Origin of the sequence: Paenibacillus terrigena DSM 21567 (genome assembly GCF_000374845.1) — a bacterium.
GTDB lineage: Bacteria > Bacillota > Bacilli > Paenibacillales > Paenibacillaceae > Paenibacillus_K > Paenibacillus_K terrigena.
In genome coordinates this window covers 128,673-141,320 of record NZ_KB895418.1, presented here as the reverse complement: position 1 = coordinate 141,320, position 12,648 = coordinate 128,673, and the positions used below count along the sequence as shown (strand labels likewise).

The window sequence follows — 12,648 nt, the reverse complement described above, 5'->3', positions numbered from 1 at the left end:
TTTCACCCCCTTAAAGGAATCATTCTATCGCCAAATTAAATGGACGTCATAATAAAATCAGTAATCGCCACATTCATCAACTTCCCGCTAGGCATTGCACTGTTGATTAGATTGGTCAGCTTCGCACAGAGTTGATCTTTACCTTTCGCGCCATTAAGTTCTGTCGGTTGCATATCCGCCAGCGTTTTAATGATGATCGGTTTAATATTGATATCTTTGATCTTATCGAATTCCTCTTTCGTCTTCTTACTATCAAGTTGGAAAGAGAAGCCCATCATCACGACATAGCCTGCATCAGCCAAGTTTGTCTTGATATCCGTAATCTGAGAAGACACCTCAACGATTTGGTCCGCTGTCAATTGTTTCGTTTCCACTTGACTTATTGCACTGTCCACTTTCGAACCTTTGGAATCGTTAGACCAGTAATTATACAAGAGAAATGCTGCAACAATAATTAGTGTAATGGCAAGTAGGACGGTAATTAGCCATGGCAACATTCTTTTCATGATTGTCCCTCCGTTTGCTGAAACTTGATGGTCGCGCCTTGCACGCCAATACTGCTTAGGTAATCTTTCATCAAACGAATGATATCAACTGACTTCTCCAGTACGATGATTTTCTTACCTGTAACGAGCGTAACATATGTATCGGGTGATTCTTCGACACTCTCTATTAGTAAAGCATTAATCCATACCTGGGAACCGTTGAGTCGCGTAAGTGAGATCATGGCTACCCTCCTATGAGATGTGGAGGGGAAAATCCCCTCCGTTACTTAATCATCCGATCTTATCGTTTTAAGTTAACAACTTCTTGCAGAACTTCGTCAGAAGTTGTAATGATACGAGAGTTCGCTTGGAAACCGCGCTGTGCAACGATCATTTCCGTAAACTCGCCAGTCAATTCAACGTTAGACATTTCTAATTGACCCGAAATAACGGCTCCCGTTCCAAACTCAGTGCTGTTCGCATCGACGACTTCGAGCGCGCCATCCGGATTCGCATTCCCCGTCATCCGATACAAGTTGCCACCGATCTTCTCTAGACCTTCAGGGTTGACCACTTTAACGATACCAATTTTCGGTCCTTGTTCGATTGTTCCATCATTCTTTGCTAGCATCAGTGTTCCATCTTGGGCAACCGTAAGTCCTGTCACCGTATCATCCAAGGAATCAATGATATCTCCGCCGGAAGCTACGACTCTCATCCCATCACCTGTTACAATGTTGCGATCGGCATCGATATGGAAATTCCCTGCGCGAGTCAAGAATGGCGTCGTCTGACCTTCCAATTGAACTGCAAAAAATCCATCGCCATCAATCCGCAAATCCAATGGTTGGTTCGTGGTCATTGCACTACCACCGAGATGAATCGTATCAATCGAACCTACAGTAACGCCAAGTCCGATTTGCTTCGGGTTAATCCCGCCTTGAGCAGTACCATTTGGAGCTGTAGCGCCTCCAACCGTCTGGCTCATAATATCTTTAAACATAACACGGCCAGCTTTGAATCCAACCGTATTCACGTTCGCAATGTTGTTGCCGATGACATCAAGCTTTGTCTGAAAGCCGCGCATACCTGAAACACCAGAATACATCGATCTTAGCATGAATAGATATCCTCCTCATTCTAATCGTTTGTCATACAGAGATTGCTTCGGTCGATCCGCAATCTTAGGCCTCCTTATTAGGTCCAGCCTTTTTTATGTAAGTACTATTGCACTATCAATTTGTGTGAACACATGCTCTTTCATCGATGATTGATCCATTGCGGTCACAACCATGCGATTCTTAATGTTCACGATCAATGCTGTATCTGGCAAAAGCACGAGAGATTCTTTCGCACCCTTTGCTGCAGCCTTATCAATAGCTGTCTCTAGCTTTGATAGCTGCTCCGGGCCCATTTGAATTCCTCTTTGACGTAAGCGCATTTCCGCATGTTGACTGAACCTTACAAAGTTACTTTGCAGTATCTCTTCAAAGCTTGTATCATTTGCGTTCGATAGACGCTCTGACTTTGGTCTTACCCCAGCGGGTGAAATCTTACCCGTGTATAGCTGGCCTACGGTCATACGATCCGTCATGATCCGCTAGCCTCTGGTGGATTCGAAGGTTTATCCGACTCAGGATTTTTGCTGTTCTCTTCCTTCACCGGTTCATCAGGTTTCGGCTGTTCAGCTATCGGTTGTTCAGGTTTTGGTTGATCAGGCTTCAATTCATCCTTAGGAGGCACCTTGTCAGCAGGGTTCTCAATCTTCTCAACCTTGCTAAGAAGAATTTCATCGGTCCCAACTTTGGCGTATTGAATCCCATCACGGATAATAATCGATTCTACAATTCCTGATTTGGTCTCCGCCTTATCCCCTTCAGTTTTCCAACTGATCTGCTTACCGATCAACCCTGATGAAGAGCCTAGGGATTGCTGCATCGATGTAAGCAGCTTATTAATGTTCATTAATTGCTCGACCGAGGAGAACTGCGCCATCTGAGCGATCATCTCACGGTCGTTAAGCGGCTGTGTCGGATCTTGATTCGTCATTTGCGTAATCAAGATTTTGAAGAAATCATCCTTCCCGAGCGATTTCTGTTCCTTCTTCGCTGCTGCAGCCACATTCGTTGGGCTATAGTTCGGCCACATATTTGAAGTTGAGACTCGATCATTTGCCATTGCTTTCACCTACTCTCTTTCTACACCGTTGCATGGAAGGAACTGCCTCGACTTAACCCATTCAGGCGGATGTTTTGTTCCTCTTGCATATTTGATTGCAATTGACTGATTGAACCATCCTCTTGCCCTGCTGCCTGATTCTTCGTCTGCTGATCTCCCTGCCCTTGTCCACGATTCGATTGACGTCCATCATGGAACATTTGAGAATGCAGGTTCTGGTTCTGTGTGACTTCGAGCTTCTCAACTTGCAGACCTTGGGATTGCAGCGCTGTACGAAGTTGAGCCATTTGCATGTCTAACATATCCTTGGCTGCTGCATGTTCCGTCATAAATTGCGCAACAATATGGCCGTTCTGAACCGAAATTCGAATATCTACTTGACCGAGATGCTCAGGGAATAGAATAATCTTCGCTTCTGATAATCCATTCAGCTTCACAATATCCAGCTGCTTAATGAACTGGCTCATCTCAGGAGCAAAGTTCTGTGCTTGTATCACAGGCGCTGCTGGTCGAAGAACCGTCGTATCATGCGCGCGAAGTGCCATTTGACCGGCAGTAACGATTGGTGATACATCCTTATCGTTATCTAGAGTCAGCCATGGCTGATCATCTGACGAAGCTAAGGATGAATGCGTCTGATTGGACGTATTCTGTTGTAACGACGAATTATTCTCGTTAGTTACTTTCACAGCATTTCCCACAAGTGGTGTCGGTTGCACGGCACGATCAGCGTTAAGATCCATCGTTCTGACAACATTTGAATCCGAATTTACCGCGTTCCCTTTGTTCAGAATCGCTTGCAATGTTTGGATCAACTGTGCAGCTTGACCCGCTGCATTAGATTGCTTCGTCACTTGTGTGCCCGATTGCTCTGTCATATCACCTAACATCGATTGCAAGGTTTGCATGAATTCAGCGCCCATCGACTTGTTCATCACAGGTGGTGGTTGTAACTCTGCTGTGCCCACTTCCTTAACAAGGGTTGCAAGCTGCATCAGCCTATCTTGAACCGCAAAACGCAATGTTCCAGGGTCTGCAGCCAAGTCGGATTCTGCGAGTTTATTCACTGGTTCCTGCACGCTCACTTGAGGGCTGACAAGTGCTGCCAAAAGCTCATCTGCCATCTTGATCCAATCTTGCAATTGGCCCAATAGATCAGGATTGTTCTCAATATTCCCGTCTGCTTCCTGCAGTGAAGCGATTAGCGCTTCAATCAACTGATCTGTACTGATTTCTCCTGTAGAATCCGTTGCTAATGCACTTTTAATCAAGGTTTGTACATTTACCGTTGCAGTATTGCCTGTTCCACTTGCTGCTTCTTGACCGTTCATAGATTGACCCAGCACTTGCCCGAAGGTATTACCCGATTTATCCGTGCCAGCCGCATTCTTAGTCGCCGAAGCATTCGAAGATTTCGCACTGATCGAAGCTGATGTAGATTGAATCATCATTTCCATCTTTTTCACCTCCTTTCAAGCACGAACACTTACTTGGCTGGCATGATTTTGGATAATAGCTTTGCAGCGATTGCTGCAGTATCTTTATTATCTTTAGTGTTATTATCTGTCATGGCCGTTAAGATTTGCGATCTAGTCGAATCATCGATCGATTTGAGGATGAGCAACGCCTTCTCCTCACTAATCTTCGCCGTTTCTAGAATGAGAGAAGCTGCACTTTTAGGTGTCATGTTGCGGAACGTCTGGATCAACTGCGTATTGTCCAGCTTATCTTTGGCCTTATTTTTCTCATCATTCTTAAGCTTGTTCAACCGGGCTTGCACAGCTGCGATTGCCAAGTTCTCTGTTGACTGCGCATCTTTCAATAGAATCGATGCATCGGCTGCGGCTTTCGGCGTCATTTTCTCCAAAATTCTCACACGATCATTCGGCTTCATCGCTTGAAGCACCAGCACTTGCTCGTCCAATGTCAAGCTTTCCATTACTGGTGCCGCTTTGGATGGCTGCATCTTGGCATACATATTCGCAAGACCCGTAATTTGAGCTTGATATTCTTGATCTGTCTGTTTTTTCTCTTCGAAGTCTTGTTTCGTCTGCTGAACATTCTCTTTAAGGGTCAGAATTTCTTGATCCTTTTGATCAATTAATGATGTCGATTTCTTCAGTTCTGCGTCTTTTGCAGCTAATAACTGATTTAATTCTTCAACTTTTTTCTCTAGATTGTTATTCTTTGCCTTCGCATCGGTACCCACTTTGGCCGTCCCAGAAGACGGCTCAGGCACCCACTGATTAACAATCGGGATTTTCTGCGCAACTTCAAGAATCGTATTACGGACCGGGAAATTGAACAATGCGAGCAATACGAATAACAACACAATTGTAAAAATGATAGGTGTCACAAAAAACAAAAACCGTTCAAATCCACTGTATGAACTTTTCTCGATATCCGCTTCTTTCAAACCGATCTCTCCTTCTCGAATCAACGATCTCTAAGAACCCATAATGAGATCGTTCAAGCGTTAACGAGCCGATAAGGAAAAGCGCACGGTCGCCATTTCATCAAGCTCATTTTGCTCGCGAAGCTGCATTTCATAACGATACCGTTCTTTGGCTCTTTCTCTCGCTTGTTGCCACACTTGCTCATCCTTCATTTTGTCTGTCAAATGCAATTGATTACGTTCGACATCGGTCTTCGCCACTTGCACATCCTTCAATTGATTACGAATCGATTGTTCGATCCGACTGAGATAGGATTGCATCGATTGTAAACTCGACACACAACACGCTATTGTCGCTTCCTGAATCGAATCTAGTGCACTCTCTTTCTCAGCTTCCAATTGATGAAGTACAGACGTAACCTGTTGCAGCTTGCCAATCGATGCAGAGAGCACCCATTCTGCTTGCGTCTTTTCACTTCCCTTTAGATCAACCACTTTTTGAAAAGGGTAATGAAACCGTACTGCCATTTTCAGCACTCCTTACCTCAATTTCATCGAAACTACGCGCATCGATCAATTAACTCCGAATTGCATGATTAATTGTTCATGCGCATCCTGATAAGTTACTTTCTCATCGACTTTCTGCTTCGTAAAATTCCAAATTGCATCAATATATTCGAGCGACATATCGATTTGAGCATTTGAACCTCGCTGATAGGCACCAATATTAATTAAATCTTCCGATTCTTTATAGATAGCAAGTAGACGTTTCAAATTCTCCGCTGCAGTCGTATGTTCGGAATCGACAATATCCTTCATCACCCGACTAATACTCGCCATCACATCGATCGCTGGGAAGTGACCTTTATGTGCTATGGAACGATTCAACACGATATGACCGTCCAGAATACCCCGAACCGCATCAGCGATTGGTTCATTCATATCATCACCGTCAACGAGTACCGTGTAGAACGCTGTTATCGATCCTGTAGGTCCCGTTCCCGCACGCTCTAGCAATTTCGGAAGACTCGCGAAAACCGATGGTGTATATCCGCGCGTTGCTGGTGGCTCACCAATCGCAAGACCAACCTCACGCATCGCCATCGCATAACGCGTCACGGAGTCCATCATCAGCATGACATTTAATCCACGATCACGGAAATATTCGGCTATTGTCGTTGCAATCAACGCACCTTTGATTCGAATTAATGCAGGTTGATCCGACGTCGCAACAATGACAACAGAACGAGCAAGCCCTTCGGGTCCAAGGTCACGTTCAATAAAATCAAGTACCTCTCTGCCCCGCTCACCGATCAATGCGATAACATTCACATCTGCTGATGTATTCCGTGCCACCATACCGAGCAATGTACTCTTACCTACCCCTGACCCGGCAAAAATACCTACACGCTGACCTTTTCCCATCGTAAGCAATCCATCTATTGCACGTACTCCCGTTCCAATAGGTTCAGCAACACGCGGTCGCTTAAGCGGATTCGACGGAACATTGTGTGTCGAATAATGTGCCATACGACTTGGCAGATGTGATTGGTCAAGCGGTTGTCCAAGACCATCGAGAACCTTCCCGAGCAGTTCAGATCCAACTTGAACCGTTAGCGGTTTCCCTGTACCAACCACGTCACATCCTGGTCCAATGGAGTGAAGTTCACCCAGCGGCATAAGAATAACTTTATTATCACGGAATCCTACAACTTCAGCTTTTAGTGGCTGTGCTGCCTTCGTAGGGTAGATGTAACAGACTTCACCGATGCTCGCATCCGGTCCTTCCGATTCAACAGTTAGCCCGATAACCTGTGTTACCTTCCCATTCACGCGAATGGGATCAATATGTTTCAAATGTTCTATGTATCTGTCTGCATTAAGCATGATCATCCTCCTGGGAGCGATCATCTTGATGCAGTGCAATTTGCAGCAAATGTTTCTTAATCTCAGCAAGCTGTGTATCAATTCGTGCATCAATACTTCCGTAAGAAGAACGAATCACACAACCCCAATCCGTTACTGAAGAATCCGGGAGGATTTGAAGTTCCGCTTGGGAATCAATTGAGAGAATCATTTCCTCTCGCGCCGCTTGAACGAATGCCAAATGCTCTGGCGCTACGCAAAGCGTGATCATCCCTTGTTCTCTCTTCCGTGTTAACTGCTTACGAATCAATTCAACGGCGTACTCTTGCTCCATCGATAGATGCTTATCTACGATTTTCTCTGCGATCGAGCAGCTTAGGTTCACAAGAAACGGTTCAGCCTCTTGAATGATTTGATCTTTGGCCAGATATGCTTGCTCTAGAATCGCTTTAGCTTCTGCCAGCATTTGCTCCACTTGTTGGCGTGTAGCCTCTTGTGCCTGCTCGATGCCTTCCTGATATCCTCGCTCAAAACCATCCAGCTTCGATATTTCAATGAGCTGTTCGTCTTCTTGTCGACGCTCTTGCCACCACAGATCGGCTTCTGCTCTCGCAGCCTCTACTATGCGCTCGGCTTCCTCCGATGCATGTCGCACTTCTTCTTCAGCGACGACAGCTGCTTCATCCATAATTTGTTTGCGAATCCTCGCGTATTCCGCTTCTCTCTTCGCGTGAACTTCGCTCTCATCTACGATATTCATCTCCGCTGAGAGACCTGTCATATATTGAACCTTCTCAATATATTTGGGATCTTTCACCGCGACATATTGAGACGATTTAATCAAATTAGACAATGATATCATCTCCTCCGCCGCGAGCAATAATAATCTCACCGGCTTCTTCCAGACGACGAATCGTTGCTACGATGCGGGTCTGAGCTTCCTCAACATCACGCAATCGCACAGGTCCCATAAATTCCATTTCTTCCTTGAATGTATCTGCCATCCGTTTGGACATATTCCGGAAAATAACATCACGTACTTCTTCGCTCGCCACTTTAAGCGCAAGCTGTAAGTCGGAATTCTCAATATCGCGAATAATCCGTTGAATCGCACGATTATCCACATTAACAATATCTTCAAAGACGAACATCCGTTTCTTAATTTCTTCAGCAAGCTCTGGATCTTGAATTTCCAAGGAATCCAAAATCGTTCTCTCCGTACCACGGTCAACCCCGTTAAGGATTTGTACGATCGACTCGATACCGCCTGCATTTGTATAATCCTGCGTAACCGTCGAAGATAATTTCTGTTCAAGGACACGTTCAACCTGACTAATTACTTCAGGTGATGTGCTGTCCATAATCGCAACGCGTCTTGCAACTTCAGCTTGCTTCTCCTGCGGCAATGAGGAGAGAATAACTGCAGCCTGTTCGAATTGCAAATACGATAATACTAGTGCAATCGTCTGAGCGTTCTCATTTTGAAGGAAGTTCAAGATTTGTGCCGGATCTGCCTTACGAGCGAAGTCAAACGGACGAACTTGCAAGGTTGCCGTCAATCGATTAATAACTTCAATCGCTTTCTGTGACCCAAGCGCTTTCTCTAGGATCTCCTTCGCATAGGTAATACCGCCTTGCGTAATATATTCTTGAGCGAGACAAATCTGATGGAATTCCGCTAGAATGGATTCCTTTTCCGTGTTATCCACTTTGCGCATGTTCGCAATCTCTAGTGTAAGTTGTTCGATTTCATCTTCTCTTAAATGTTTAAATATTTGCGCCGATACTTCCGGACCGAGAGAAATGAGCAGAATCGCCGCCTTCTGACGTCCTGTTAACACTTGATAGCCTTGATTCTGATTTCTTGCCACCTATGTCACCTCGATTCATCTGCTAACCAAGAACGTAACAAGTTAACAAACTCATCTGGTTTTTTCTTGGCAAGGGTTTCTAATTGTTTGCGAACTTGATTTTCGTTCGTTACATTCTCAAAATCAATTGAAGGGAATTCCAAAGCTGGTTCGAGTGGAATATCTTCGAATGCTTCCTGTTGCTTCTTCTTACGTCGATACACCATAAATCCGATTCCAGCGAGCAATGCTAGTGCAAGTACCCCTCCACCAATCCATAATGTGTTGGTTAAGGTAGCTTTTTCCGATGCTGCGGCTGTTGAACCAAAATTTTGTGCAACAACTGAAACTTTTTTGGCTAGTACTTCGTCTGAATAATCAAGACCTGAATCTGCGAGCTTTGAGCGTACAAAATTGACAAGCACCGTCTCGATTTCTTTCTTTTTCTCTGGCGTAAATGAAGCAAGATCACCATTTGGTGGTTCAATCGCAACATTGACACTCAAATCTTTGACTGAGAACGGACTAGATTGAATTTGGTTCGTGATACGATTCACATCATAGTTGGTCGTTTTGGAGCTTTCTTCCGAATTGGACTGGCCGCTATTGTCACTGCCAGGGTATCCTGGAATTTCTTGCGCTCCTGTCCCAGCAACACCACCAGCCTGACTGTCTTTACCGCTGTAGGTTTTCTGAGATTCTTGAACACTAATTTCTATCCCTTTGATCTCGTCTTTATTCACAGGTTCGACAAGTTTCTGTTCCGAGTTTTTCTTATCGAAATTAATGGATGCGCCAACGAGTACTTCAATTTTATCTGGAGAATACCAGCGTCCTAAAAATTGTTTAACACTTGAACGAACATCGTTCTCGAATTTCTTACGAATTTGCATCTGCTCTTCGATCGCACTTGACATCGTTGCATTACCGTTCTTCAAGGAAGACATTAACTCGCCTTCATCACTTGTCACCGTAATGTTATCTAGTGCTAGATTCGGAATCGCAGTCTTAATGAGATTGAAGTAGGAATCTACTGTTTCCTGGCTAGGTCGATATCCAGGTTTGAATTTAAGATTCACAGAGGCTGAAGCAGCTTCTTGCTCTTCCATACCTGCAAAGACGCTTTCACGTGGTAAATTCACAACCACTTTTGAATCACTAACACCCTGCATCCGATTCAATAATTGCTGAATTTCGCCATTAAGTGCATTTTTATATTTCACATCGAATTCACGATCGGTTGAACCAAACGTTGACGAGCTATCCGTAAAAGCACCGAAGCCTAACGATCCGTTCTTCACGATGCCTTGCGATGCTATATCAACTCTTACTTTGGAAGCTGATGCGCTTGGAACCGAAATCGACTTGCCATCAGCACTTAGTTTATAAGGAACACCGCTCGCATCCAAATTCTGCATCACTGCTGCAGCATCGACTTCATTCAAATCTCTAAAAGCTGTCTCGTACTCAACCTTCGAGAATTGATACGACAACAGGACAATGACGACGAGCAGAATGCCGATTACTGATAAAAACAATACTTTTTGCTTTTTCCCGAATTGACCCCAGAATTGAGTCACTTTATCTCGATACTGGACGAACTTCTCGTTCACACCGTCACCCCATCCGAAACTTTGCTAAATATGTATCTCTAATTAGATTTGCGTACGCATGATATCTTGATAAGCTTCGATCACTTTATTGCGAATTTGTGTCGTCAGCTGAAGACTTAGCGTCGCCTGTTCGGATGCGATCATCAATTGATCAACATTCACTTGGCCTAAAATAAACTTATCGCTCATTTTTTGTACATTCTTCTCTTGTGCATCCACTTGATTCAACGCATCACCTAAAAAATCACTAAATTGTTTGGTGACTTCTGCTGGTGTTGCTGTATTCTGAGCGATGTTCGTTGTCAGCTTCGGCGTTACGCCTGCCAACAAGGTATTCTGTATCATCATTTCCCCCCCGTTCGATAGGTGTATTGTTATTTACCAATCTCAAGTGCTTTCATAAACATCGACTTCGAAGCATTTAGTGCCGTTACATTCGACTCATATGCCCTTGTCGCAGAAATCATATCCACCATTTCCTTTAGCACATCAACGTTAGGCATGCTTACATAACCATTTGAATCTGCATCAGGATGCGTTGGATTATAGACTTGCTTGAATGGCGCCTGATCTTCTTTGATTTGAGTAATCTTCACACCCCTTCCGAGATCTGGCTCTCCGAGCTCAGTTTGAAGTGCATTCGCGAAACTTTTCTCTTGGTATGGCTGCATCACAACCATCTTCCGACGATAAGGTTCGAATTTCCCATCAACATACCTGCCACGCGTTGTCTCTGCATTCGCAATGTTGGAACTGACAACATCCATTCGCAGACGCTGAGCGGTCAATGCAGAAGCACTAATATTAAAACTATTACTAATGTTCAAGCGCATTATCTCCCTTCGAGTACGACGCGTTTCATTTTAATATCGTGATTTAGTTGTTGAATGAGGGCATTATACTTCAATTGGTTCTGGGCTAGCTGTGACATTTCTTTATCCATGTCTACATTGTTGAGATTATTGTTATACACCGTAGTCTCATCTGTAGTCACTTGAGGTGATACCATCGAACCTGATTTGGGCCCGATATAGAAATGCCGGGAATCTGTACGATTGCCGATCAGTGAAGATGAATTTCGATCCATTTCCTGTTCCAACATGCTTTCGAAGGAGACGTCAGATCTCTTGAAATTCGGCGTATCTGCATTGGCAATGTTGTTTGCAATGACTTTCTGGCGTAAATTCGAGGTGTCGATCGCGCCTTGTAAGCGTTCATAGCTTGCGCCACTAAGCAAATTCACAATTTTCCCCACTTTCATTTTAAATTAGTAATAATAAAATTCTACAAAAATCCTGAATATCCTCCTTAATTCGACAATATTTTAATGATTATTTGTCGTGTAATAAAAAATATGCAGAAATTTGTATACTGCCAGTATATCATTATATTCTTTGAGATTACCTTTTTTCACAATAAGCAAAAAGCCCTATCTTTCATCGAAAGATAGGACTCTTGTCATTCTATATAGAGCTTTAAAAACACTTAACAATTTAACGGGTAATATGGCTTATAAATTGATCATTTACAATTTTAATATACGTTCCTTTCATCCCGAGCGAGCGAGTCTCAATGACGCCAGCACCTTCGAGTTTGCGCAGCGCATTGACGATAACAGAGCGGGTAATTCCTGCGCGGTCCGCAACTTTGGATGCTACGAGCAGTCCTTCACTACCTGTTAATTCATGGACGATATGTTCGACCGCATCCAACTCACTATAGGTAAGAGAGTTGACCGCAGATAGAACCGAAGACTTATTGCGGCTCTCCACTTCGTGCTCATCTGCACGGTCTCGACTGATTTCCATTCCTACAATAGCAGAACCATATTCCGCCAAAATCAGATCATCATCCTTCAATAGGGCTTTAGGACTCGTTAGTACAATAGTACCAATTCTTTCCCCACGACCAATAATCGGTACGACTGTGACAATCGAATGGGAGAAAAATGCCGAAATTCGATTTAATATTTCTTGATTCTGCGTTCCTGCATCGGTGTTCCATGCCGTTTCACCAAAAGAAAGAAGAAATTGATTCATTTCCTTTGAGAAACGAACTTCATTCGCTGTCTGCTCCAGAGCTTGTAACTCCGTCTCATCCATGACCCCATATCCTAATACTTTGCCTTTTTGGCTCACGACATAGATATTGGCCTGAATGGCATCTCGCAGGATCTCCGACATTTCACGGAAATTGACAGCCTTGCCATCTGCACGCTGCAGCAGTTTGTTCAAAGCACGTGTGTTGGCGAGTAGTGTCAC

16 protein-coding genes are annotated in these 12,648 nt (G+C 44.1%); all 16 read right to left on the bottom strand.

From position 1 onward, the window contains the following. Positions 1-35: 35 nt before the first annotated feature. Positions 36-506: a flagellar basal body-associated FliL family protein gene (locus C558_RS0118870; RefSeq protein ID WP_018757851.1), complete on the bottom strand. Its 471-nt coding sequence runs from the start codon at positions 504-506 to the stop codon at positions 36-38. Further along, positions 503-727, bottom strand: a complete 225-nt coding sequence (locus C558_RS0118865) for a flagellar FlbD family protein (RefSeq protein ID WP_018757850.1) — start codon at positions 725-727, stop codon at positions 503-505. The genes C558_RS0118870 and C558_RS0118865 overlap by 4 nt, the downstream gene beginning before the upstream one ends. A 59-nt stretch (positions 728-786) precedes the next feature. Further along, positions 787-1,593, bottom strand: a complete 807-nt coding sequence (locus tag C558_RS0118860) for a flagellar hook-basal body complex protein (RefSeq protein WP_425413955.1) — start codon at positions 1,591-1,593, stop codon at positions 787-789. Positions 1,594-1,698: 105 nt separating this feature from the next. Beyond that, the gene (locus C558_RS0118855; protein WP_018757848.1) at positions 1,699-2,079 is read right to left on the bottom strand and encodes a TIGR02530 family flagellar biosynthesis protein; all 381 of its coding nucleotides are present in this window, start codon (positions 2,077-2,079) and stop codon (positions 1,699-1,701) included. Further along, positions 2,076-2,663, bottom strand: coding sequence for a flagellar hook capping FlgD N-terminal domain-containing protein (locus tag C558_RS31400; protein ID WP_018757847.1), 588 nt, complete (start codon positions 2,661-2,663; stop codon positions 2,076-2,078). The genes C558_RS0118855 and C558_RS31400 overlap by 4 nt, the downstream gene beginning before the upstream one ends. 20 nt (positions 2,664-2,683) lie before the next feature. Beyond that, entirely contained in the window at positions 2,684-4,120 is a 1,437-nt protein-coding gene (locus tag C558_RS32665; RefSeq protein WP_018757846.1) for a flagellar hook-length control protein FliK, read from the bottom strand. Between the two features lie 29 nt (positions 4,121-4,149). After that, positions 4,150-5,079, bottom strand: coding sequence for a MotE family protein (locus C558_RS0118840; RefSeq protein WP_018757845.1), 930 nt, complete (start codon positions 5,077-5,079; stop codon positions 4,150-4,152). 60 nt (positions 5,080-5,139) lie between these two features. Next, complete coding sequence (fliJ, locus tag C558_RS0118835) at positions 5,140-5,586, bottom strand: flagellar export protein FliJ (RefSeq protein WP_018757844.1); 447 nt, start codon at positions 5,584-5,586, stop codon at positions 5,140-5,142. A gap of 45 nt (positions 5,587-5,631) precedes the next feature. After that, the gene (gene fliI / locus C558_RS0118830) at positions 5,632-6,951 is read right to left on the bottom strand and encodes a flagellar protein export ATPase FliI (protein WP_026264005.1); all 1,320 of its coding nucleotides are present in this window, start codon (positions 6,949-6,951) and stop codon (positions 5,632-5,634) included. Further along, positions 6,938-7,777, bottom strand: coding sequence for a FliH/SctL family protein (locus tag C558_RS0118825; protein WP_018757842.1), 840 nt, complete (start codon positions 7,775-7,777; stop codon positions 6,938-6,940). The genes fliI and C558_RS0118825 overlap by 14 nt, the downstream gene beginning before the upstream one ends. Further along, positions 7,770-8,795, bottom strand: a complete 1,026-nt coding sequence (gene fliG, locus C558_RS0118820; protein WP_018757841.1) for a flagellar motor switch protein FliG — start codon at positions 8,793-8,795, stop codon at positions 7,770-7,772. Before fliG ends, C558_RS0118825 begins: the two co-directional genes overlap by 8 nt. 5 nt (positions 8,796-8,800) lie before the next feature. Further along, positions 8,801-10,387, bottom strand: a complete 1,587-nt coding sequence (gene fliF, locus C558_RS0118815; protein ID WP_018757840.1) for a flagellar basal-body MS-ring/collar protein FliF — start codon at positions 10,385-10,387, stop codon at positions 8,801-8,803. 42 nt (positions 10,388-10,429) lie between these two features. Continuing rightward, entirely contained in the window at positions 10,430-10,732 is a 303-nt protein-coding gene (fliE, locus tag C558_RS0118810; RefSeq protein ID WP_018757839.1) for a flagellar hook-basal body complex protein FliE, read from the bottom strand. A 29-nt stretch (positions 10,733-10,761) separates the two neighbouring features. Next, positions 10,762-11,214, bottom strand: a complete 453-nt coding sequence (gene flgC, locus C558_RS0118805; protein WP_026264004.1) for a flagellar basal body rod protein FlgC — start codon at positions 11,212-11,214, stop codon at positions 10,762-10,764. A 5-nt stretch (positions 11,215-11,219) separates the two neighbouring features. After that, positions 11,220-11,630: a flagellar basal body rod protein FlgB gene (flgB, locus tag C558_RS0118800; protein WP_026264003.1), complete on the bottom strand. Its 411-nt coding sequence runs from the start codon at positions 11,628-11,630 to the stop codon at positions 11,220-11,222. Between the two features lie 250 nt (positions 11,631-11,880). Beyond that, entirely contained in the window at positions 11,881-12,648 is a 768-nt protein-coding gene (gene codY, locus C558_RS0118795; protein WP_018757836.1) for a GTP-sensing pleiotropic transcriptional regulator CodY, read from the bottom strand.

Bases quoted from the DNA above. Each gene is read 5' to 3' on its own strand.
- C558_RS31400 (WP_018757847.1), bottom strand. From the start codon at position 2,663: ATGGCAAATGATCGAGTCTCAACTTCAAATATGTGGCCGAACTATAGC.
- C558_RS0118865 (WP_018757850.1), bottom strand. From the start codon at position 727: ATGATCTCACTTACGCGACTCAACGGTTCCCAGGTATGGATTAATGCT.
- C558_RS32665 (WP_018757846.1), bottom strand. From the start codon at position 4,120: ATGGAAATGATGATTCAATCTACATCAGCTTCGATCAGTGCGAAATCT.
- C558_RS0118855 (WP_018757848.1), bottom strand. From the start codon at position 2,079: ATGACGGATCGTATGACCGTAGGCCAGCTATACACGGGTAAGATTTCA.
- C558_RS0118870 (WP_018757851.1), bottom strand. From the start codon at position 506: ATGAAAAGAATGTTGCCATGGCTAATTACCGTCCTACTTGCCATTACA.
- fliE (WP_018757839.1), bottom strand. From the start codon at position 10,732: ATGATACAGAATACCTTGTTGGCAGGCGTAACGCCGAAGCTGACAACG.
- fliJ (WP_018757844.1), bottom strand. From the start codon at position 5,586: ATGGCAGTACGGTTTCATTACCCTTTTCAAAAAGTGGTTGATCTAAAG.
- C558_RS0118860 (WP_425413955.1), bottom strand. From the start codon at position 1,593: ATGTATTCTGGTGTTTCAGGTATGCGCGGCTTTCAGACAAAGCTTGAT.
- fliI (WP_026264005.1), bottom strand. From the start codon at position 6,951: ATGATCATGCTTAATGCAGACAGATACATAGAACATTTGAAACATATT.